The sequence below is a fragment of the Xanthomonas sp. LMG 12459 genome, assembly GCF_009192905.1.
GTDB classification, from domain to species: domain Bacteria; phylum Pseudomonadota; class Gammaproteobacteria; order Xanthomonadales; family Xanthomonadaceae; genus Xanthomonas_A; species Xanthomonas_A sontii.
Map to the genome: position 1 here is coordinate 117,218 of NZ_NSGT01000033.1, position 23,749 is coordinate 140,966.

Annotated in this window: 13 protein-coding genes; 2 read left to right on the forward strand and 11 right to left on the reverse strand. The window is 64.2% G+C overall.

Translation table 11 applies throughout. From position 1 onward, the window contains the following. Positions 1-23 precede the first annotated feature (23 nt). Together CEK65_RS08975 and CEK65_RS08980 are read left to right on the forward strand one after the other, a co-directional pair. A complete protein-coding gene (locus CEK65_RS08975; protein ID WP_152181477.1) occupies positions 24-560 on the forward strand; it encodes a GNAT family N-acetyltransferase in 537 nt (178 codons plus the stop codon). Between the two features lie 2 nt (positions 561-562). Further along, complete coding sequence (locus CEK65_RS08980; RefSeq protein ID WP_152181478.1) at positions 563-1,105, forward strand: DinB family protein; 543 nt, start codon at positions 563-565, stop codon at positions 1,103-1,105. A 160-nt stretch (positions 1,106-1,265) separates the two neighbouring features. On the opposite strand, the gene CEK65_RS08985 is transcribed toward CEK65_RS08980, so the two are convergent. From CEK65_RS08985 to CEK65_RS09040, 11 genes are all read right to left on the reverse strand, one after another. After that, positions 1,266-1,916, reverse strand: coding sequence for a DUF480 domain-containing protein (locus tag CEK65_RS08985; RefSeq protein ID WP_152181479.1), 651 nt, complete (start codon positions 1,914-1,916; stop codon positions 1,266-1,268). A 19-nt stretch (positions 1,917-1,935) separates the two neighbouring features. Continuing rightward, the gene (locus CEK65_RS08990; RefSeq protein ID WP_192578937.1) at positions 1,936-2,322 is read right to left on the reverse strand and encodes a hypothetical protein; all 387 of its coding nucleotides are present in this window, start codon (positions 2,320-2,322) and stop codon (positions 1,936-1,938) included. 121 nt (positions 2,323-2,443) lie between these two features. Next, positions 2,444-2,725 carry a colicin immunity domain-containing protein gene (locus CEK65_RS08995; protein ID WP_148828862.1) on the reverse strand — a complete coding sequence of 94 codons (282 nt, stop codon included), beginning with the start codon at positions 2,723-2,725 and terminating at the stop codon, positions 2,444-2,446. 117 nt (positions 2,726-2,842) lie between these two features. After that, positions 2,843-3,097, reverse strand: a complete 255-nt coding sequence (locus tag CEK65_RS09000) for a hypothetical protein (protein WP_152181480.1) — start codon at positions 3,095-3,097, stop codon at positions 2,843-2,845. 223 nt (positions 3,098-3,320) lie between these two features. Then, positions 3,321-3,596: a YrhB domain-containing protein gene (locus tag CEK65_RS09005; RefSeq protein WP_148828864.1), complete on the reverse strand. Its 276-nt coding sequence runs from the start codon at positions 3,594-3,596 to the stop codon at positions 3,321-3,323. A 175-nt stretch (positions 3,597-3,771) separates the two neighbouring features. Beyond that, complete coding sequence (locus CEK65_RS21165; protein ID WP_226980528.1) at positions 3,772-4,395, reverse strand: S-layer family protein; 624 nt, start codon at positions 4,393-4,395, stop codon at positions 3,772-3,774. Between the two features lie 97 nt (positions 4,396-4,492). Beyond that, positions 4,493-4,990, reverse strand: a complete 498-nt coding sequence (locus CEK65_RS09020; protein ID WP_226980529.1) for a hypothetical protein — start codon at positions 4,988-4,990, stop codon at positions 4,493-4,495. A gap of 2 nt (positions 4,991-4,992) precedes the next feature. Beyond that, on the reverse strand, positions 4,993-8,220 hold the full coding sequence (locus CEK65_RS09025) for a hemagglutinin repeat-containing protein (RefSeq protein ID WP_226980530.1): 3,228 nt from the start codon (positions 8,218-8,220) through the stop codon (positions 4,993-4,995). A 3-nt stretch (positions 8,221-8,223) separates the two neighbouring features. Beyond that, complete coding sequence (locus tag CEK65_RS09030) at positions 8,224-9,045, reverse strand: hemagglutinin repeat-containing protein (protein ID WP_226980531.1); 822 nt, start codon at positions 9,043-9,045, stop codon at positions 8,224-8,226. A gap of 204 nt (positions 9,046-9,249) precedes the next feature. Then, the gene (locus CEK65_RS09035) at positions 9,250-9,576 is read right to left on the reverse strand and encodes a hypothetical protein (protein ID WP_152181483.1); all 327 of its coding nucleotides are present in this window, start codon (positions 9,574-9,576) and stop codon (positions 9,250-9,252) included. 2 nt (positions 9,577-9,578) lie between these two features. Then, entirely contained in the window at positions 9,579-23,702 is a 14,124-nt protein-coding gene (locus CEK65_RS09040; protein ID WP_152181484.1) for a hemagglutinin repeat-containing protein, read from the reverse strand. Between the last annotated feature and the right edge of the window lie 47 nt (positions 23,703-23,749).

A 23,749-nucleotide genomic window follows, 5' to 3' on the forward strand; every position in this document is an offset into this window, starting at 1 on the left:
CGCCCCACCCGCAGGAGCGCCGCATGTCCACCGTGATCGAGACCGGGCGCCTGCTGCTGCGCCGACTGGACCCCGAGCGCGACGCCGCGCCGATGCTGGCCCTGCTCAACGACCCCGGCTTCCTGGCGCACATCGGCGACCGCGGCGTGCGCGACGAAGCGCAAGCCAGCCGCTACCTCGCCGACGGCTCGGTGCGCAGCTACGCCGAGCACGGCTTCGGACTGTATGCCGTGGAGCGTCGCGACGACAGCGCCTGGCTTGGCGTGGCCGGGCTGGTGTTGCGGCCGACCCTGCCCGCGCCCGACCTGGGCTATGCCCTGCTGCAACCCTACGCGGGCCATGGCTACGCCAGCGAGGCGGGGAGCGCGGTGCTGGAGTATGCGCGCAGCGTACTGGCGCTGCCGCGCGTCTACGCGATCGTATCCCCTGGCAACGCACGCTCGCAGCGTCTGCTCGCTGCGTTGGGCTTTGTCGCCCAGGGACGCGTGCGCCTGAGCCCGGAAGCGGCCGAGGTCGAACTCTATTTGTGCGAACTGTACGCACCCCAGGAGCACGCCTGAGCATGGACACCTTGCACACACTGCGGCTGTTCGCCAACTACAGCCAATGGATGAACCAGCGTCTCTACGCCGCGGCCGCAACCCTGCCGGACACCGCGATCACCGAGCCGCGCGGCGCCTTCTTCGGGTCGCTGTTGGGCACGCTCAACCATTTGGTGGTGGCCGATACGATCTGGCTGCAGCGCTTCGCCCAGCATCCGGCACGGCACCCGGCGCTGCGGGCCATCGCCGCCAAGCCGGTCCCCACCGCCCTGGATGCACCGCAGGCGGACTGCCTGGCGGACCTGCGGGCGCAACGCGAGTCCCTGGATGCGACGATCGCCGAGTGGATGTCGCAACTGCATGCCGACGACCTCGACGTGGCGCTGCGCTATCGCAACACCCGTGGCGAATCGCACGCCCGGCGCTTCGGCGACCTGCTGCTGCACTTCTTCAACCACCAGACCCACCATCGTGGCCAGGCGACCACCCTGCTCAGCCAGGCGGGTGCCGATGTCGGTGTCACCGACATGCTGGCGGTGATTCCGCAGGTGGAGATGGGGTGATCCTGCGATCGCGGGGCGCTGCGCTTGGTGCGTGCCTTGATGTTTAGGGCACCTGTAGTAACGCGCCTTGCCGCGGTTTTGCGGGGGGCTGCCGCCGCTCCTACAAGTGAGCGTTCTTTGGTTAACCAGAGGCTTCGTTTAGAATCCCATCCACGCAGCGTCACTCGTGCGCGAGCTGCGCCTGCAACTGCGCCACGATCTCGCGCAGCTCCGCCACCTCGGCCTCCAACGCCTGCACCCGCCCTTCCAACTCATCGTTGCCCGAGGCGGTCGGCCGCGCCTTGAACGTGGTCGCCAGCGCCTCCGCATCCACCGGACCAGCGAGCAAATGCATGTAGCGGTCCTCGCGCTGCCCGCTGGCACGCGGCAACTGCACCGCCAACTGACGCTGCGCCAGCCGTTCTAACTGATGGCGGACGTCGTCCGCATCGGCGAAGCGCGCCATGCGTTCGGCACGCGTCAGCAACTCATTGACCGTCTGCGGGCCGCGCAACAACAGCAGGCCGAGCAAGGCCACCTGTTGCTGGGTCAGATCCAACGCCGCGGCCAACCGATGCTCGTAGCGCTCGGCGCGCGAGGAGAACTGCTGCCGCACCAGACCGCGCCCCTCCAGTTGCCGTAGCGCGTGTTGCACATCGCCCGGACTCAACGCCATCACCGGCTCGCGCGAGGTCTTCTGATTGGCCGCCACCACCGTCGCATTGACCGTGAGCGGATACGCATCCGGCGTGGTCGCCTCCTTCTCGATCAGGCAGCCTAGGGCGCGGGCTTCGATGGCGGAAAGAGTGGGGGTGGTGGGGGTGTCGGTCATGGCATTGGCTTCTTGCTGGTCAGGGGCGAAGCATACTGCTTGAGAGTTTCGGCTCTGCGGGCTGCTGCCGTACCGATCTTGGTGCCGTGTCATTGAAATGCTTGCGCGTCTGCAGGTTGGTGCTGCTGTCGACCATGGTCAGGGTGCTGCTGTTGAGGTCGTTGCCGGCGACCACGGCCAGGCCGTTGCCGGCGTCGAGCTTGGCGGCGGTCAGGTTGACGTCGTGGCCGGCGGTGAGTGCCTGCTGGTCGAGGTCCTGGGTGGTCGTGGCGGTGACGACCCTGGTCTTGCCCTGACGGCTCTGGTCGGTGACGGTGCGGCTGCCGTACAGCACCGAGGTCACGTCAAGGTCGTAGCCGGCCACGGCGATCAAGTCGCCGTCCGCCTGTGGCGATGCTGTGCGCACCGTGGCCTTGTCGTTGGCGTCGGTGACCGGGGTCAGCGACAGGACGTGGCCGGCCTGTAAAGACTATTGTGTTGTCGACGGTTAGGCTGATGCCTGCACCATCAGGCAGTATTAAAAATGGTCAGACATTGGCTTTTTCAAACCTATTTATTTCATCGCATACTTTGCTAAGTAACCCCGCCTCATCCAATTCGAAATATTGCCTTGCGTCGGCATCTTCACTATACATATCAGCGAAACAAAAAATACTAGACAAACACTCACTTAACGAAGCCGCATCTTCCCGTAAAACTCCTCTGTCGCGCTCTATTTTCCAAATCTCCATATAAGCCTCAGAAAAAACGCGCGCATCCATTCGACCTAGCGCAAAAGATTTTGCGACATCAAAAAGAAGAGTACTCATCTAAGAATGACCTGATTTTTCAAAAATTTGCCTCCAAATGGAGCTTTTGCACCGGCATATAGCCATAATTCAACCGTGCCTGATTCATCAGGAAAATAAGTTTCGCGATATTCATGGCTAATCTATCAGCCCAAGATTTTCAGGCAAGCTCAATATAAAAGATGAAAACTCCTTATCGTAATTACTCGCTATTTCGTTAAAAATTTCACAAACACTTTCTTTCTGACTCTCTGAGAGACCCTGTAGTTCAGATGCAATTTGCTCCATCATTTTAATTGCAGCGTCACGATCTATAACACTTGAACCCGAAAACTCAAAAAACAAACAAGCGTCTATAACTATTTTTGCCAAGATAGTGCTCATCTCATTCATGACTTGAACACCTTTACTTTTGTGTTTTTAATTTCAATCTGCGGCACCTGGCCGGTACCTGGATCGATCTGCTGGTACCGGCCGGGCACGCTGCCGGCGGTCAGTACCGCCTGTACGCCGCTCTGAACATGAGATGCAGATGCCGCGCTTCAAACCACATGTTGCGCTTGCAAATTGAAACCGCCCGCCCCACCAGATACTTTTGCACCGACTATTTATCTTGCTACTTGCCTCTCTTCCTCAAAGAGTATTCTTCAACATATTCCTTTGGCGGAAATGCCGTACCAAAAACTTGCAATTCGCCGGTGTCCTTATCAATCAAAATAGGACCATTTCCAACGAGATGGAAAGAGAAATCACCCGTTTCAACATATTCTTTAGAATCGAAGCAAAACAACCACCCTTCAGGAAACTCTTCAGAGTGAGTTATCACCAACTGCGCTGAGGACTTACTCAGGTGACCAACGACCACCTTCAAAGCCTCCTCAAAATCTATCATTGATTTGTCCTCAAAAATTTAAACGACTTGAATTTATCAAGGTCAGCCGCCTTCCCTGTTTGCCCATCCAAAAATCTAATGGCCCCATTTTGGTTTACAACATTAAACACATGCCCAGGCTGACCAGGACCATATGAGCCGTATACAATTCCACGCGCACCAGCGCCTATGTCAATCATCTTCTGATAGATACTTTCAGCAGATGGGACCGACACAAATTTTGTGCCGACAGCGCGCCGTCGCTGCGCAGGGTCAGCGCGGTCTTCGACGACAGGTATACCACCGGCACCAGCACCTTCTGGCCCTGGTATTCCTGTTCCACCATCCACACGATGTCGTGGGTCAGCGCGGCGACCTGGTCGGCGGTCAGCGCCACGCCCACGCTCAGGTGCAGCGTGCCGGCCTCGGCGACGCCGCCATCGAGCAGCGCGCGGTACTGGGCCACGCCGTCGGCGTAGTTGCCCAGGTAGCGGCGGCCGGTGAGCTGGGTGATCTGGTCCAGCACCAGCCGCTGTTCGTAGAAACCATCGCCGAGGCGGGTCTGGGTCCACTGCGGATCCACGCCGAGCTTGTCGAGCAGGTAATCGCTGCTGATGAAGTTGTTGTAGTCGACGCAACGCGGATCGGTCTCGATCAGGTAGCGGCGGCCGGGGGCGCTGGTGTTGGCCTTGACCCCGCCCAGGCCGTTGGCAGCCCGACCCAGCGTGTTGACGCTGGCGCCGTTGCTGCCGACCAGCCGGTACAGCCCGCCCATCGGCAGCACGATGTTGCCCAGCGGCGCGCCAACGCCGCCGACCACCTGCGGCACCTGGCCGGTGCCAGGATCGATCTGCTGGTACTGGAGGCGACTAGGCCATCAGAACCAATATTAAGTTAAAACTAATATATTAGCTTACTCACTGAAGCCAAAAGGGGGTAGCATCTTTTTCAAGACTATCATAATCTTTCAATGGCCTCATTTTTTCAATAACTAAATTCGGCAAGTCTGAAACTAAAATTCTAACCGGTTGGTATATGTTGAATTCATCATAAAATGACATAGCGGATTCTTTGGCCTTTGAAAAGGCTTCGAAATAATTGTAAAAAATACCACTCAAATTAGAACTTCTAAAAGCAAGCAATGTCTTACCATCAACATTTAAAATTGACTTATTCCACTCGATGGATGAAGCTGAAATTTCGCTAAATGTAATTTTAACGAGCCCCATCAACTCGGAGCACCTCTCCAAATCATCAAGTCGCAGATACCTCCGATAAAGCCGATCCGTTAACAAACCCCATTCTTTTCCATGATATTTTCTTACAACAAAAGCGTTTATGCAGTCAAAAAAAAGCACAACATCCGATGGCGTTCCCAGATCATATGTCGTATGTCCGCCGTTAATTCCGATCATTCTCATTTGTCTTTGAAGTCTATGTCGGTGGGCCCAATTATGCCATTAGTTTTTTGCACAATACTTTTAATGATCGCATTTTTCTCTGCAGTAGTTACATTTTGACCACGGATGTCAATAACCACTTTCTGTTGCATGCCTGCAGGTAGCTCTGTCACTCTCTGCAACGCTTGCTTTGAAATTTTATCAATCAGTCCCCTTTGATTTTTTGCAATGCTGTAATTTTTTACCTCAATGCTGCAAACATTTCCAATACACCAATCAGGACGAACACTGTTCTTCGTTCCATAAGGAACTTCTTGACCATTTTTGAAACTGACTTGTGGTCGAGCACCTGCTCCAAGGCCTGCCCCAACATCTATTTCAGATTGTCTGGGGGTTGGCCTGACTAAATTAGAGCTATCTGGTGTAACAGTTAACTCCGGAAGATCAACTATACCTTTCGAAGCACTGCCTCTCGAATAGCCAAGCCCTGCCACAGTTGCTACCAAAGTCTGGGCTGCCATTGCGTATCCCAAATCCTTGGCCACATCTGCATATGAACGGCCGCTATCCTTAGCGATTTTGGCTATACTTGTATCCCATATCCTACTTTCCGGATCCAAGCCGGACGCGCTCTTGCCTGCATTTGCGGCATCTTGCGGATAAAGTTCCTTATAGGAAATCATCCAACTAGGTCCGCGTTCGTAGCCTGCTACAGCGTCTAAAGCCCCTTGCGCCAAACTCAGACAAGCAGCGCTTGCTTTGTTACCTTGAGTGCACGCATCAGCTATTGCCTTGTCTCTTGCACCATCTACACGCTGAATTTCTGCGAGCTCTTTCTTTTCTGAATCAGAAATAGATCCATCGCTTTGCTTTTTCTCAAGCAAAGCCTTTCGAGCTGCTTCTTCGTGGCTTAGGTAATTGTTCACCACCTCATTGCTGGCCGTCGCAGCACCCGCAGTGCCGCCCGCAACCGCACCCGCCGCTGTCGATGCCAAGGCGGTCAACGTGTCTGCCAACGGTCCGGTGACGCCTGCCTCCCGCAGCGCGGTTGCCACGGCGGGCGCAGCGAGCGTGCCTGTAGCGGCGCCCGTAGCACCTTCTAGCCCGCCTGTAAGTCCCCCCACCACGGTGTGCGCCAGTACGCGCAAGCTGCCGTTGTCGCCCCACTGGCTTTCCAGTTGGTCGGCCTGTGCGGTCAGTTGCGCCTTCTGGTCGGGATCGGTCGTGTCATTGGCCTGCCGACGTAGGTCTGCCGCCTCCGTCATCTTCTTCTCGGCGTAGTCACCGATCACGTGCGTGGCCTGCTGCCCGAACGTCGCCGTGATCTGCGCCTGGGCGGCCACCTGCTCCTGCAGCTTTTGTCCATCCCATTGCTTGGTCAGGCCATTGGCGTCATCGCCGGTCACGACATCCCGCTTCAGACCCGCCAACGTGTCGGCGACGCTCTTGCCGGTCTTTGCTTGCTGCCCCACTTCGTCGGTGATGACCAGCGCCCCACCACTGATACCGCTGTGGGTAGTGGATTGCGCATCGCCACTCTCATGACCGTAGCCGGCTGCGGTCCCGCTGGCGCCCGTCTTGAAGTTCTGCCACGACCAGTTGGAGCCGTTGCCGGTCGTCGGCGCCGTTTGTCCATCTGCAGCCTTGGCTTTGTCATCTCCACCTGAGCCGCCATAGCTGTAGCCGCCCGACAGGCTGATGCCCTTGGCGTCATAGCTGCTGGTGTTGGCGATGTCGCTGTACGTCAGCGTGCCGGTGCTCAGGCGGTTCTTGCCTTGGTCGATCGCATCCTGGCTGCTGGCGATCACCGCGCCCTTCAGGTCGGTGTTGCCGCCCACGGTGATGTCGAACCCGCCCTTGCCGGCCTGGATGCCGCTCTGCTCGGTGACGCTGGCGTAGTCGCCATTGACCTTGTTGCTGCTGTAGCTGGCGCTGGCACTGAACCCGATGCCGAACGTGACGTTGCCACCGATCGACTTGTCCTTGCTGGCGTAGCTGCTGCTGTCCTGCAGGCTCTCGATGTTGAGGTTGCCGCCGACATCGGCGATCACCTTGTCCGCGGAGACCTGTGCGCCCTTGAGCGTGGTGTCGTTGCCGCTGATGATCGTGGCGTTGTTGCCCGCAGCCATATGGCTGTTGGTGTAGCTGACATCCTCGCCATTGGCCTTGCCACGCGCCCCACTGGCGCTCAACGTCACGCCCGCCGCGAACCCATCAGCGCCGTAGGTGATCGCAACGCCGACCGCAGCGCTGCTGCTCTTACTCGTGCTGTGCTGTTCGGCCGTGTTCTTCGCGGCCTCGATGGTGACATCATGATCGGCGGCCAGCAGCAGGTCGTGACCAGCGGTGACGTCGCTGCCGCGTACCAGCAGGTTGCTCGCATCGCCGCCGCCAGTAGCGATCAGATTGACGTCGCCGCCTGCCTGTAGCTTGGAACCCTTGGCCTGGTCGGCCGACTGGGTACTCTTGCTCTCGCTCTTGCTGCCACCCACCGTCACGGCGATGCTGATGTTCGCGCCTTGCGCAGCGCTTGCGGCGCTGCCGCTGGCCAGTGCGCTTCCGGTCTGACTCAGCGAGCTGGCGGCGCCATAGGCGCTGTAGGCCGCGGACCCCGCCGCCAGCGCCTGCATGCGCGCATCGCCACTGACTTTGGAGCCAGCCTTGGCCGTATCGTAAGCGGACTGGGCCAGGTTCAGTGCTGCGGAACTGAGCGTGATCGACAAGCCGCCTTGGCTGAACTTGCTGCGCTGCTCGGCATCGGTGGTGTCGTGGACCTCGGTGATGGCGATGTCCTTTGCCTTCACCGTGATGTCGCCGGCATTGGCCAGCACGTCGCTGCCGGTCTGCGCGTAACGATTGCCCGCAACCAGCGTGACGTCGCCCGCCACGCTGCCGACCGTGCTGCCCACATGCGTGACATCGGCGGTGTCGGCATTGTTCTGGATCTTCTGCGTGCCGAACGTCACGCCGATGCCGCCGCTGCCGAACATGCCGGACTTCTTCGTTTTCTTCTCGTGCTCCTCGCTGTGCGTGTTCTGCGCCGTCTCCAGCGTCAGGTCGTTGCCCGCAGCAACGACCACATTGCCGGTGCCGGCGACCTGCGCGCCCTGCGACAGCAGGTCGTGGCCGGCGGCGATCTGCACGGTGTTGCCACTGAGCGTGGTTGCCACCGCGGTGCTGTCGTGCCATTCGTCATGCGTGGTCGTGGTCTTGCTGGACAGGAAGCCGGTTTTCTTCTTCTGCATGTCCTACACGGCGTCGTGCTGCTCCTGCTCGGTGAGCAGGTTGACGTCGTTGCCGGCGGACACGGCCAGCGCACCGGTCTCGGTGAACGCTTTGGCCGCGGTCAGGTTCACGTCGTGGCCGGACTGCAGGGCGATGTCGCCGCCGGCGGTGAACTCGCTGCCGTGGACGGTCTCGTCGCGGGTGCTGGTGGTCTGCTTGAAGCGCTTGCGCGTCTCCAGGGTGGTGCTGCTGTCGACCGTGGTGAGCGTGGTGCTGTTGAGGTCGTTGCCGGCGACCACAGCCAGGCCCTTGCCGGCGTCGAGCTTGGCGGCGGTCAGGTTGACGTCGTGGCCGGCGCTGAGCACCAGGTTGCCGCCGGCGGTGAGTGCATGCTGGTCGATGTCCTGGGTGGTCGTGGTGGTGACGACCCTGGTCTTGCCCTGGCAGGTCTGGTCGGTGGCGGTGCGGCTGTCGCCCAGCACCGAGGTCACGTTGAGATCGTGCCCGGCCGCGGCGATCAGGTTGCCGTAAGCGCTGACCTGCGCCTGGCGGATGGTGAGGTCGTTGCCGGCGGCCAGTTGCAGGCTGCCGCCGGTAGCGATGCTGGTGCGCACCGTGGCCTTGCCGTTGGCATCGGTGACCGGGGTCAGCGACAGGTCGTGGCCGGCCTGCAGGGCTGCGTCGCCGCCGGTGGCGATCGCTACGCCGTGCAGTTGCAGGTCGTTGCCGGCCTGCAGGGACAGGTTGTTGCCAATGGTCAGGCTGGTGCCGGTGCCACCGCGGGTCAGGCCTGACTCATCGCGCAGCGCTGTCGGCTGTAGCGCGGCGCTGTTGCCCGCCTGCACCGCGGTGCCGGTGAGGCTGAGGTCGCGGCAGATGGGTAGCAGGGATTTTAGTCAGCGCACCACTGAACTTATTTTTAAAGGAGCTATTGGTCAAGTTTACGCCAACCACATCATGTTTTTCTGGATTTAGGCGAGCCCATGGCGCCACGAGGGAACAGCCGCTTAATTTGAAAATTTTTTACTGATTTTTAGAAAATTTATTTTTTAATTTTTACTTGAACTATAGAAGAAATTCGTTTTTGCCTCGCCGGACGAATTTAATTTAACCGCGAATTTTTCCCAATTTCCGCGATTTTCTTGCTCCATTACTTGGTGCAACTCACGGACTAAACCAGAAACTTCATCATCTGGATCGTCCAACAAATCACTAAATGAAACCCCACCTCGCACAAAAGAGTATTTAGATCCTACAGACCAGCTGTCTTCATACTTTTCGTACGAAAATTCGCAAATCGCCTCCTCATAACCATCAGGAGCAGAATCATGCATCAGTTGAACAATCTCATTAAGAATATAAATCTCTCTTTCCATCCTCAACCCCCGGCTTCATTTCTGAATGTTTTTCGCATCAATTCGCCATTTACAGAATAATCAATAGTTAATGCATCAGGCCTTGCTGATTTCGGGTCCGCTCTTGAGAACCTAACCTTTACGAAATCGACATCACTGCCATTTTTTAGCTTTGCTTTAATTTCATTCTCCCATTTCTTGTAAGCGGAATTGTTAAAGTTCTTGTCTTGAGGAAAAAGATTGAACCTATGGCAAGATCCGTCGAACTGGCATCCTTGGATATGCCCACCAACGTCTGTTGAGCGCCCCTCTTTACCAACAGCAGCCTGCCTAGCATCACGCTCGCCTTTAGCTAAAGAGGGGGTAAAAGTTATTTCTTCCACATATCCACTGCTATTAGTTTTGAACTCAGTTCCATTGCTAAGTCTAACGTGACTATTTGGAGGGGGGTTATTTAGCACATTGTACTCAGGCGTCCCTTTTACAGCTTTTGAAACATCGATATCCAGAATACCCTGTTGCTCATACTTGGCTGCGACCCTATCAGCATTTCTAGCTTCGCTAGAGATATCAGACACTGCTTCCGCAGTGTGTTCCAAAGATTTTCCAACTGAGCCAACAGGCACAACACTGGTAGCAAAATTTATCGCGGCATCATTGACAACAGTCTTGTAGTCGCCGTCCGCCAACGATACCCACGTAGCACCAGGTGGACCAAAGATGCCGAGCTGTGCCATCTTCCGCAGATCGTTCTTATGAACGAACCCAACCATCGTGTTCAGATCTTCGTCGCTCCACTTTGAGACGTCCGCTGGCCGGGTCGCGCGCCATTCTTGGTACTGTCCCTCCAACTTAAGATCAGCTGCAGTGGAAAGATACTTATCATTCGAGATCGAGAATGTTCCAGTCCAATTGGTCCCCAAGACCTTGTCCGTCAACTTAGTGAAGATGGTTCCGCGATAAGGACCATCGAATAAAGTCGAGTCATAGAACTGGCTAATAGTCGCTGTAAATGCTTGTTGCGACTGACCCTTTTCATTAACGAAGCCCAGATTGACGTTTGCCGCTTCATTGGCAAGCCAATTCGCAGCCGCTTGGTATGTTGCCGCGTCCTTGCTCCTCGTGCGCTGCTGCGCACCGTTATCTACTTGGTCCAGGGTCGCATTAATCAACAATTGCACCGCTTCTTTCTCGCTGATACCGGCGTATGCAGCGTAGTCGTCGGCTTTCGCCGCGATGAAGCTGAGTTCGATTGGATGGAGCTGTCGATTGAACTGTTCGCCTGCCAATGCAGTACTGGCGCCAGTCTGCTGACCAACCAGTCCCCCCAATGCGGCACTGCCCAGTTCCATCACGCTCTTGAACGTTGGGTCGTTCGGCGAGAGTCCTTGAGCGAGCAGGTAGTCGAACATCGCCTGCTTTGCTTTTTCGGAGACGGCGGCGCCAACTGCTCCGCTGAGCGCATCGCCACCACCGAGCGCCGCTACCGCAGCGCCTGTGACGCCATGCAACAGGGTCTTCGAAGTTCCACCATCACCCCAGCTCGCCAAGCGCGACAATGCGTCATCGATCCCCGCTTGATCGCCGGCCGCCTGGGCCTGGGCGAGATCTGTTTGCGCCTTATGCTGCATGGCTACGGCAACATCGCCAGCAACACGGAACCCGACCTCGCCCGCCACAGCGGCCAACTCCTTCTGCTCTGCCAGCTTCTTCTCGTCGAAGATTTCCTTCAGGCCCGACTGCTGCAACTCGGTGGCCTTGCGGTCCAGGCCCGACAGCGCCGCGGTGTCGCCGTTGCGCACCTCCACCGTGCCAGCGGCGATGTCGCTCTTGGTAGTGCTACTGCTGCTGTCGCTGCTGTTACCCAGCATGCTCAGCCCGGTACGCGCGGCAACACTGACCATGCTGCTTCCGGTCCCACCGCCGACCGACACGCCACTGCTCTTGTACTCGGCCTTGTTCTGCAGGTCCTCCACCGTCAAGCCGTTGGTGGACAGATGGTTCTTCTCGGCGTCGGCAGTGCTGGCGATGGCGGCGCCAATGAGATGGGTGTCGCCGCCGACGGTGATATCGAATCCACCATTGCCGGCCTGGATGCCGCTCTGTTCCTTGACGCTGGTGTAGTTGCTGTTGACCTTTTGCTGGCTGTAGCTGCCACCACTCCCGGAGCCGGTCGCCAGGGTCAGGCTGGCCTGCTGCTGCTTGCTCTTGTAGTCGTTGGTGTCCTGCTCGCTCTGGATCAGCAGGTCGCCACCAACTTTGGCCAGCACGGTGTCGCCGATCGCTTGCGCGCCCTTGATCGTGGTGTCGTTGCCGCTGGCCAAGGTCAGCGTGTCGTTGGCCGTGACCACGCTTTCGGTGTGGAGGTTGCTGTTGCCCTTGGCGTTGCCCTTGCCGGCCGACACGGTCAGGTAGTAGCCGGTCGTTGCGCCGACGCTGACGCCGATCTCGCCGCCGGCGTTCTTGTTTTCCGACTTCGTCGTGTTGGTTTCCTGCTGGCTCAACAGGTTGAGATTTTTCGCCGCCGCCAATGCGACGTTGTCGCCGGCGATCTTGCTGCCGATGACGTTGAGATCGCCGCCCGTGGCCGCGATGGTCACATTGCCGTCGCTAAGGATGCGGCTGCCGCCGGTGGTCTCTTCGTGGGTCGTCGTCTTGCTGGACGAGCTGCTGGCACCGATGCCGATGCGCAGGCTCACGCCGGTGGCATTGGCCGCTCCCTGGGCACCATCGGCTGACGCCTCACCGGTTCTCGTCATGTTGCCCGCAACTGCTTCGCCGTTGTAGCCCTTCAGGCCGTTGCTGGCCAGGCCAGCCGCATCGCCGATCGCGTAACCGGCCTTCGCCGCGTAAAGCGCCTTGAGCCGATCGTCGTCTACGTCCGAGCCACGCTTGACCACCCCATACGCGGTTTGCGCCGCATCGACCAAGCCACCGGTCAATCCAAGGGTGATCCCCGCACTCTGCTGCTTGGACGTCTGCACCGTATCCACACGGTTCTCGACCGCTGCGATTGTCACGTCCTTGCCGACGATGGCGGTGCCGGTCTTGCTCAGCACGTCGCTGCCGGTGATCGCCACGGCATTGCCGGCGGTGAGGGTGACGGAGCCATCGGTACTGCCCACCAAGCTGCCGCCCTGGCTCACCTCGGTGGTGTTGAGTGTATTGGTCTGCTTGCTCGCGCCCAGGGTGACGCTGAAGCCGCCGCCGCTGTACAGGCCGGTCTTCTTGACCTTCTTGTCGTGCTCCTCGCTGTGCGTGTTCTGCGCCGTCTCCAGCGTCAGGTCGTTGCCCGCAGCAACGACCACATTGCCGGTGCCGGCGACCTGCGCGCCCTGCGACAGCAGGTCGTGGCCGGCGGCGATCTGCACGGTGTCGCCACTGAGCGTGGTTGCCACCGCGGTGCTGTCGTGCCACTCGTCATGCGTGGTGGTGGTCTTGCTGGACAGGAAGCCGGTTTTCTTCTTCTGCATGTCCTGCACGGCGTCGTGCTGCTCCTGCTCGGTGAGCAGGTTGACGTCGTTGCCGGCGGACACCGCCAGCGCGCCCTTGTCGGTGAACGCCTTGGCCGCGGTCAGGTTCACGTCGTGGCCGGACTGCAGGGCGATGTCGCCGCCAGCGGTGAACTCGGTGCCGTGGACGGTCTCGTCGCGGGTGCGGGTGGTCTGCTTGAAGCGATTGCGCGTTTCTACGGTGGTACTTGTATCGACCGTGGTCAGGCTGGTGCTGTTGAGGTCGTTGCCTGCGACCACCGCCAAACCCTTACCGGCATCGAGCTTGGCCGCGGTCAGATTGACGTCGTGGCCGGCGCTGAGCACCAGGTTGCCGCCGGCCGTGAGAGCTTGCTGGTCGATGGCTTGGATGTTGCTGGCCGTGACGATCTTGGTCTTGCCTTGGCGGGTCTCGTCGGTGGTGGTGTGGCTGTCGCCCAGCACCGAGGTCACGTCGAGGTCGTGTCCAGCTGCGGCCATCAGGTCGCCGCCGGCCTTCACCGGCGCCTGGCGGATGATTAGATCGTTGCCGGCGGCCAGTTGCAGATTGCCGCCGACCGTCAGACTGGATGTATCGCCGCCGCGCATCAAGCCGGATTCGTCACGCAGCGCTGTGGGTTGCAGCAACAGGTTGTTGCCTGCTTGCAACGCGGCATTGTTGCCGGCCTGCACGGTGGTGCCGGTGAGGCTGAGGTCACGGCCGGCCTGCAGCAGCAGGTTGTTGCCGGCAGTGATGCCCGAACGCAGGTCGCCGCCGGCGAGGGCGTCGCGGGTGGTGCTGGTGAGGTCGCGGCCGGCACTGAGCAGCACGTCGCGGCCGGCGATCTGGCCGCCGAGGTTGAGCAGGTCCTGATTGGCCTGCAGCGCCACGGTGCCGCTGGACACGATGCGGCCCTGGTTGAGCAGGTTGCCGACGTTGGCGCTGACATTGGCGCCGCCGATGGTGCCGGTGTTGCTCAGGCCGGCCGTGGCGTTGAGCGAGACGTCGCCGTTGTCGCTGGCCAGCAGCGCGCCGTCGCTGCGCAGGGTCAGCGCGGTCTTCGACGACAGGTACACCACCGGCACCAGCACCTTCTGGCCCTGGTACTCCTGTTCCACCATCCACACGATGTCGTGGGTCAACGCGGCGACCTGGTCGGCGGTCAGGGCCACGCCCACGCTCAGGTGCAGGGTGCCGGCCTCGGCGACGCCGCCGTCGAGCAGCGCGCGGTACTGGGCCACGCCGTCGGCGTAGTTGCCCAGGTAGCGGCGGCCGGTGAGCTGGGTGATCTGGTCCAGGACCAGGCGCTGTTCGTAGAAGCCGTCGCCCAGGCGGGTCTGGGTCCACTGCGGATCCACGCCGAGCTTGTCGAGCAGGTAATCGCTGCTGATGAAATTGTTGTAGTCGACGAAACGCGGATCGGTCTCGATCAGGTAGCGGCGGCCGGGGGCGCTGTTGTTGGCCTTGACCCCGCCCAGGCCGTTGGCGGCGCGGCCCAGCGTGTTGACGCTGGCGCCGCTGCTGCCGACCAGGCGGTACAGCCCGCCCATCGGCAGCACGATGTTGCCCAGCGGCGCGCCGACGCCGCCGACCACCTGCGGCACGTGGCCGGTGCCAGGATCGATCTGCTGGTATTGGGTCGGCACGCTGCCGGCGATCAGCACCGCCTGCGCGGTGCCGGCCTGGACCTGGCTGCGGCTGCCGCTGCCGGCGCCGCCGAGCTGGGCCTGCACGCCGCTGGCCTGGACCTGGGACGCAGTGGTACTGCCGCCATCGGCCAGGGTGGCCTGGCCGTCGTCGATGCGGATGGCACCCAGGCTAGCGGTGGCGATGTGGTTGCCGACGTTGGCCTTGGTCGGCGCCGCAGCGGTCTGCGCCTGCACGGCGATACCACCGGCGCCGTCGGCGCTCATCGTGCCGTACTGGTTCAGGGCACCGCCCTGGGCGACGTTGAAGGACGCGCCGCCGATGCTGCGGCCGTCGCTGCCGACCGCGCCGTTGCTGATGGTGGCGCCGCTGATCGATACGCCCTGGCCGCCGGTCATGTTGGCTGCTAGGGCAATGTAGCTATTGTCTATTACGCCAGAACCTATTTCGTTTGTCTGCACTGCATAAGTACATCCTTGGTCCGTATAGCCTCTCGCGCAATCTCCATCCTCTAGAACAGCTACTGTCTCGATGTCCGTGTACTTAGTTTTCTGACTAAGAGCCAAAGCGTTGTTACTTATAACCTCCCCATGATTTATAAGGCTGTCGCTCAACCCAGCGGACCCGGCCTTGTTGATTTGTAACGCTCTAGCAGCAGCAACTGTGGAAGCAGCGTTATTAAAACTTCCCGAAATTAAAATGTTTCCACCAGAAACAATACGTCCCTCCGCACTTGCGGAGATGAGCTTGTCTCGGCTCATCACATCATAGGTTCTCGATGCGCCTAGGCGGATCTCCGCTCCATGATTCCTACCGTCGCGCGGCGGCATCTGGTCTCCAACATAGAGAACCTCATCAGGCGTGCTTCTATTGATTTCCTCTCTTTCTGAATCTGAGAGAGGTGTAGTTACTGCATTGACCACCCGCCGCCGATTGTTGATCTGATTGGCCGCAATCAGGATGCTGCCATCGGCCTCGATGCTGCCGGAGACGTTGTCCAGCGTGCCGGTGCGCGCGGTGAGCGTGCCGTTGCCGTCGCGCGCGGCGCCGATGGCGATGTTGCCGAGGCTGAAGATGCGCGCATCGCGGTTGACCAGTTGGTCGCGCACCAGCAGGGTCATGCCGCTGGTGGCGCCGATCAGCGCGCTGCCGTAGGCGGCGTTGTCGGTGGCGCCGCCCAGGTCGGCACCGTTGACCAGGGTGCCGGTGTCCACCAGCACGTTGCCGCCGACCAGGCTGCCGGTGTTGGACACCGACCCGGCAGTGACCTGCAGGTTGCCGCTGGCGGAGAGGTCGCCGGCGTTGCTGACGCCACCGCCGGTGTTCAACTGCACGTTGCCCGAGCGCATGCTGGCGCCGGCCACGTTGTTGATGCTGCTGGCATTGATGCCCAGGCTGCGCCCGGCCTGCAGCGTCGAGGCGTTGACGAAGTTGCCGCCCACCGCCAGGCGGAAGTCGCCGTTGCTGGTGATTTCGGCACCGGCGCGATGGGTGTAATCGCTGCGGATGGTCAGGTCGAGCAGGTTCTGGCCGAGGATGCTGCCGCCGCCGTCGAAGCCGACGGTGTCGATCACCACGTCGCCCGCGCCGCCGGCGCTGCTGCCGGCGCCGATCTGGCCGCCGCTGTTGCTCAGGCTCTGCAGGGTCAGTCGCACCGCCTGTTCGGCCTTGATCCTGCCGCTGCGGTTGTCGAGCGTGGCGCCGCTCCGCTGCAACAGCATGCTGGCGCCGGCGTAGACGCTGCCGCCCTGGTTGTCGAGCGCATTGGTGTTGGCGATCAGGTCGCCGCCGGCCACCAGTTGTCCGCTGCCGTTGGCGATGCTGGCGGCGTCGAGCACGACGCTGCCGCGCCCGCCCAGGCTGCCGCCGACGTTGCGCAGGTCGCCGCCGGTGGTGAGCCGGGTCAGGCCGCCGCCGTTGTTGACGACGCTGCCCTGGCTGTTGTCGATGCGGCCGCCGGACAGGGTCATGGCGTTGCCGCTGTCGAGCTGGCCGCCGCTGTTGAGCAGCGCGCCGGTGACGGCGACGCTGAGGTCGCGGGCGGCGCCGATGCGGCCGCTCTGGTGATTGTCGAGCTGGCCGCGCGCGGTCAGCGCCAGGTCGCGCCCGGCCTGCAGGGTCCCGGCGCTGTTGCTCGCGTTCTCCGCGTTCAGCGTCAGATCGGTGCTGGCGCCGATCACGCCCGCGTCGTTGTTCAACGTATGCGCCAGATCCACGCGCAGGTCGCCACCCGCACCACCGCTGCTCAGCGCCTGCATGGTGCCGCCGCGGTTTTCGAGGCTGTCGGCGCGCAGCACCAGGCTGCCGCCGGCGGCTTGCACCACGCCAAGACGATTGTCGAGCGCACCGCTGCCCAGTTGCACATTCAAACCGCGCCCGGACACGCTGCCGCCGATATTGCCCAGCCCGGCCGCGGTGACGCTGGCATCGCCGGCCGCGGCGACGGCGCCGCCCTGGTTGTCGAGCGTGTTGCCGGTGCTGAGCTGCAGCTGGCCCTGGGTGAGGATGCGACCGCCGGCATTGCCGAGGGCGCCGCTGCTGCTGACCGTCAGCGTGCCGCTACCGGCGTGTTCGATGCGCCCTTGCGCATTGTTGATGGACGCAGCGCCGAGTTGCAGGTCGTTGCCGTTGCTGACCAGGCGGCCGCCGCCGTTGTCGAACGCGCCGGTGACGGCGATGCGGGTGGTGCCGCTGCCGCTCTGCACCAGGCTGCCGCTGCCGTTGCGCAGCGTCGCCGCGCCCAGGTCCAGGCCCGCCGCCTGCAGCGTGCCGCCGACGCCGTTGAGCGCGCTGTTGTCCAGCGCGCCACCGGCGCGCACGGTGAGCAGGCCGCCGGCCAGCAGGTCGGCGCCGCGATGGTCGACGTCGCCGCTTGCGGTCAGCGCGGCGTTGCCGCCGACGCGGGCGGTGCTGCCGGCCAGCGCGAGTTGCGCGGCATCGGCGGCGAGGTTGCCGGCGGCGATCAGGCGGCCGCTGGCGCTGAGCGTGCCATCGGCATGCAGGGTCAGCGCGCCGCTGTTGCCGAGGCTGCCGTCGCTGCGCACGCCGGCCGCGGCCACGCCGCCGATGGCGACATCGGTGCCGCTCAGGCGCAGGTTGCCGCTGGACAGGGTCTGCCCGGCGTTGTCGATGCGCTGGCCCTGCAGCGCGATGTCCGCACCGCTGACGGTGCCGCGCTGGAGCACGCCGGCGTCGCTGCCGAGCACGACCTGGTTGGCGTTGAGGGTGCCGGCCACGGTCAGGTCGCCGTGCGCCTGCAGTTGCAGCGTGGTCGCTGCGCTCAAGGCGCCGCTCTGGTTGAGCGCGCCGCCGGCCTGTGCGCTGAACGCGCCGGCCGAGGCCAGGGTGCCGCCCAGGTTCAGGTCGCCCTGGCTGACCAGGGCCACGTCGCCGGTTTCGCTGCCGAGCTGGCCGCTGCTGGCGACGCTGGCCGCCTGCACGCGCAGGGCGCTGCCGGCGATCAGGTCGCCGCGGTTGTCGACGGCGCCATTGGCGGTCAGCGCCAGGCGCTGCACGCCGTAGCTGCGCCCGGTCTGCTGCAGCGAACCGACGTCCAGCTGCAGGCGCTGGCGCGCACGCAGCGCGCCGGCGTTGCTGAGCAGGCCGCTCACGGTGAAGGTGGCGTTGCCGAGGGCGGCAAGCGTGCCGCTGCCGCTGTTGGTGGCACTGGCGGCAGTGAGGCTCAGGTCGCTGCCGGCGACCAGCTGGGCGGCGTTGGTGAGCGCGCCGGTGGCACGCAGGTCGATGGTCGATGCGGCCTGCACCAGGCCGCCGAGGGCGAGATCGCCCGTGCTGTTCATCGCCAGGGTGGTGCCGGCGTCGACGGTGCCCTGGCTGTCGATGGCGGTGCCATTCAACTGCAGCGCGCCGGCGCTGTGCAGCACGCTCTGGCTGCCGCCGCGCAGGGTGCCGCCGGCCTGCAGGGTGGCGTCCCGGCCGGCGCTGACGCTGCCGTTCACCTGCAGATCGCGCTGCGCCTGCGCTTGCAGTTCCTGTGTGGTGGCGAGTTGGCCGCCCAGCGACAGGTCGCGCCCCGCACGCAGGTCCAGCGCCTGCGCGCTGAGCGTGCCGGTCTGCAGCAGATCGCCCTGCGCCTGCGCGCTGAGTCCGGTGGCAGCGGCGACGGTACCGCCCAATGTCAGATCACCTTGGCTGGTAAGCGTCACCTGGCCGCTCTGGCTGCCGAGCTGGCCTGTGCTGGCGATACGCGCGGCGTCGAGCTGCAGGTCGCGCTTGGCGATCAACTCGCCCTGGCTGTCGATGGCGCCGCTGGCGCGCAGGCTCAGCGTGTCGCCGGCGTAGGCCTGGCCGCCGTGCTGCAGGTCGCCGACCTGCAGGGTCATGGCCTGGCCGGACTGCAGGGTGCCGGCGTTGGCGAGGGTGCCGGCGGTGGTCAGGGCCAGTGCGCCCTTCGCGGCGAGGCTGCCGCCTTGGGCATTGGCGATGCCGGCGGCGGCGACGCTGAGGTCGCGGCCGGCCAGCACCTGCGCGGCATTGGTCAGTTGGGTGCCTGCGGCGAGCGCGACGTCGCGCCCGGCCTGGGCCACGCCGGCCACGGCCAGGGTGCCATCGCTGCGCAGGGCCAGATCGGTGGCGGCGTCGAGCGTGCCGCGGCTGTCGAGGCTGCCGCCTTGCAGGGTGATGGCGCCGGCCGTGCTCTGCAGCACCGCCGCATTGCCGGTGGCGACGCTGGCGCCTTGCAGTTGCAGATCGCCGGTGGTCAGGGCCTGGCCATCGATACGCAGCGCGCGTTGCGCCTGCAGCGTGGCGTTGGTCGCGCTCTGCAACCCACCGGCGACGCCGACATCGCGCCCGCTCAGGGCGATCGCGCGCGCCTTGGCCACGCCGTCCAGGCGCAGGTCGCCCAGCGCGGTGGCGTTCAATGCCTGCGCGGCGATCACGCTGCCGCCCAGCTGCAGGTCGCCCTGGCTGGTAAGCGTGACCTGGCCGTTCTGGCTACCGAGCTGGCCGCTGTTGCTGAGGCTACCCACGTCCACCAGCAGGTCGCCGCCGGCGATCACGTTGCCGCGGTTGTCCATCGCGCCGCTGCTGCGCAGCGTCAGTGCCTGGCCGGTGGAGAGCGTGCCGCCGTGCTGCACGCTGCCCGCCTGCAGTTGCAGCGATTGTTCGCCGCGCAGCAAGCCGGCGTTGTCGAGCAATCCATCGACGTGCAGATCCAGCCCGCGGCCGGCGGCCAGCGTGCCGGCAGCGCGGTTGACCGCGCTCGCCGCTTGCACCTGCAGATCGCGCCCGGCCACCACGCGGGCGCTGTTGTCGAACGCACCGGCGGCAGTCAGCAGCACGTCGTTGCCGCCCTGGGCGATGCCAGCCAGGCGCAGCGCGTCCTGGCTGTGCAGGGTCAGGTCGGTGCCGGCGTCGAGCGCACCCCGGCTGTCGATGCTGCCACCGTCCACGGCGATGGCCGCGGTGCTCTGCAGCACCGCGGCGCTGCCGGTGCCGACGCTGGCGCCGCGCAGCTGCACGCTGCCGCCGGCCAGCGCCTGCCCGTCCAGTTGCAGCGCGTGTTGCGCCTGCGCCTGCAGGGTCGACGCACTTTGCACCGTGCCGGCCATGCTCAGATCGCGCCCCGCCTCCAGCTGCACGGACTGCGCCTTGCTGGTGCCAGCGTGCAGCAGATCGCCCGCCGCCTGCAGGCGCAGCGCGGTGCCGGCGATCTGGGTGCCGGTGAGTTGCAGATCGCCGGCGCTGACGACGCCGAGCTGTCCGTCCTGGCTGCCGAGCTGGCCGCTGCTGGCGACGCCGCCGGCGCTGATCGCCACATCGTGCTTGCCGATCAGGTCGCCGCTGTTGGTCAGTGCGGTGGCCGCCTGCACGGTCAAGGTATCGCCGGCATAGCTGCGGCCGCTCTGTTGCAGGCTGCCCACGTTCAAAGTCGCAGCCTGGCCGGCCTGTACCAGACCGGCGTTGTCGACGTTGCCCTGCACGTTGGCGTCGAGCGTCCCCTGCGCGAGCCACTGGCCTTGCGCCTGGTTGCGGGCGCTGGCGGCGGTGAGCTGCAGCGCGCGTCCGGCGAACACCTTGGCCTGGTTGTCGAGGGTGCCGCCGGCCAGCACCGCGACGTCGCGCCCGGCCTGGGCGATGCCGGCCAGGTGGATATCGCCCGTGCTGTGCAGGCGCAGATCGGTGCCCGCGTCCAACGCGCCCTGGCTGTCCAGCGCGGCGGTGTCCACCTGCAGGGCGGTGGCGCTCTGCAGGATGGCGCCGTTCCCCAGTGCGACGCTGGCGGCGTTGACGCCGACCGCGCCGCTCGCGCTGGCCTGGCCGTCCACGCGCAGCGCACGTTGCGCCTGCAGTTGCAGGGTGTCGGTGCTCTGCACCGTGCCGGCCACGCCCAGGCTGCCCGCGGCAGCGAGCTGCACGCCGGCCGCACGCAGGCTGCCGCGCTGCTGCAGATCGCCGAGCGCCTGCGCGTTCAAGGCGCCGGCAGCCACGACCACGCCGTCGAGTTGCACGTCGCCGCGGCTGTTCAGCACGACCTGACCGCGCTGGCTGCCGAGCTGGCCGCTGCTGGCGAGGCTGCCCACATCGAGCTGCACGTCGCCGCCGCCGACCAGGTCGCCCTGGTTGGCAACGGCACCATCGACGCTCAACGTCAGCGTCCTGCCGGCATTGGCCGAGCCGGTCTGCGTAAGGCTGGCGGCGCGCAGGCCCAGCGCGCCGCCGGCGTACAGCTGGCCGTCGTTGGACAGCACGGTCGCGCTGCTCAGGCTGGCATCGCCCAGCGCCGACAGGCTGGCGCCAGCGGCGTTGCTGAGGCTGCTGGCGTTGGCGCTGAGCGCGCCGCCGGCCACGACCTGGGCCTGGTTCTGCAGCGCCCCGGCGCTGCTCAGCGCGAGGTCGCCACGCGATTGCACGGTGCCGGCCAGCGACAGGTCGCCGACGCTGCGCAGCGCCAGGGTCGTGCCGGCGTCGAGCACGCCGGCCTGGGCGATGCTGGCACCGTCCAGCGCCAGTGCGCCGCCGCTCTGCACCTGACCGCTCTGCAGCAACGCGCCCTGCGCATGCAGCGTGGCGTTGCCGCCGGCCGCCAGGGTGGCGCTGCTGCGCAACTGGCCATCGGCACTCAGCTGCAGATCGCCATCGGTGCGGACCACACCGTCCAGCGTGGCGTCGCCCGCCGCCTGCAGTTGCACGCGGCCCGCGCCCAGGGTGCCCGATTGCAGCAAGGCGCCGCCGGCCTGCGCGGTCAGCGCGCCCTTTGCCGCCACCTGCCCGGCCAGGGCCAGGTCGCCGCGGCTGCGCAGGGCGACGTCGCCGCCCTGGCTGCCGAGTTCGCCGCTGCTGCGCAGTTGCGCCGCGTCCACACTCAGCGCCGCGCCGGCCACCAGGCTGCCGCTGTTGTTCAGCGCCGCCGTGCTGGCGAGCGTGGCGTTGCGCCCGGCGTAGCTGCCGCCGGAGTTGCCGACGCTGGCCGCGTCGATGCGCAGGTCGCGGCCGGCGTACAGGGTGCCGGCGTTGTCGAGCGCGCCCGGCGTCGCCAGCGCGATGTCGCCACCGGCCGAGACCACCGCACCGGCCGCATTGCCGATCGCCGCCGCGCCCAGGTCCAGGCGCCCGCCGGCGCTGAGCTGGCCGAGCGTGTCCAGGCGTCCGCCGGCCTGCACGCTGGCGTCCTGCCAGGATTGCGCGAGGCCGGACAGGCGCATGTCGGCGTCGCTGCGCAGGCTGAGGCCGGCGCCGGCGTCGAGCACGCCGGCCGCATCGATCCGCGCCGCCTGCACCGCCAGGCTGCCGGCGCTCTGCACGGTGCCGGCGCGCTGCAGCCAGGCCGCGCCGGCCTGCAGCTGCGCTGCGCCCCCGGCGTAGGCGCTGCCGCTGCTGCGCAACTCGCCGCTGGCACTCAGCGCCAGATCGCCGCCGCTGTACAGGCTGCCGCCGGCATCCAGCTCCGAACCGAACAAGCTGATGGCGCCGGCGCTGCTGCGCCCGCTGTGCGCCAGCGCGCCGCTGGCCGCGGCATCGAGTAGGCCATGGGCGATGGTGTCGCCGCTCAGCGCCAGTTGCGCGGCGCGCAGGCGCACGCCGGCCTGCTGCGAGCCGAGGACGCCTTGCTGGCTCAGCGCGCCGGCCGCGCGCAGGTCGACGTCGTCGCGGGCCACCGCGGTGCCGGCCAGGCTCAGCTGGCCGGCGCTGTCGATCTGCAGGCTGCCGCTCTGCGCGGACAGGGTGCCGCGGCTGACCACGCCGACACCGGCTTCGGTGGCGATCAAGCGGATGCGGTCGGCGTACATGCCGCCCAGGTACGCCACGTCGATGCCGATCGCCGGCGGTGCGCCGTCGCTGCCCGGCAGCACCTCCAGCAGCATGCCGTCGTAGCCGATACGCTGCGCACCGGCGCTGGCCAGCAGATCCTTAGCCCACACCGAACCGCCCACGCTCAACTGCCGCGACAGCAGATCCAGGCGGTCCACGTTGTACGCGTCCAGACCGTTGCTGCCGATGCTCAGCGCACCGCCGGTGATGGAGAAACCGTTCAAGGCGCCATCGGCGCCGAGCAGCGGCGTGCCGGTGGCCAGGGTGACGCGCGAGGTGTTGAGGAAGCCGCAGCCGTCGCAGACGATGCCGTTGGGATTGGCGATCACCAGCTGCGCCTTGGCCCCGGCGATCTCGGTATAGCCCTGCAGGCGGCTGGTGGTGGAGGTGACTTCGTTGAGGATCAGCGTGGCCGCGCCACTGTTCTTCAGGTTGTCGTTGCCGGCGATGTAGCCGCCGAGTTCGGTCTTGGAGATCTGCGCGCTGTTGTTGAGGATCAGGCCGTTGCTGCCGACGTCGAAGCGCGAATAGCGGTTGTGCGAGACGCCGCGCGCGTTGGGGGCGACGATGTCGACCACCGGCACGCCGTTGGCGGCGGCCTGCTGGCCGGGCTGGCGTCCGTCCGGATTGGCGACCGGTGCGACCTGCGCGTACAGCGGCAGCGAGGTCCAGGTGACGGTGCAGCACAACAGCGCGGCCAGGCCGCGCTTGAGCGGCTCGAGCAGGCGGTGGCGGCGGTCGTCGGTACGGTCCATGTGCATCGTCGTCTCTCTCGTGCCGCGCACCGCGGCAAAACCCATCG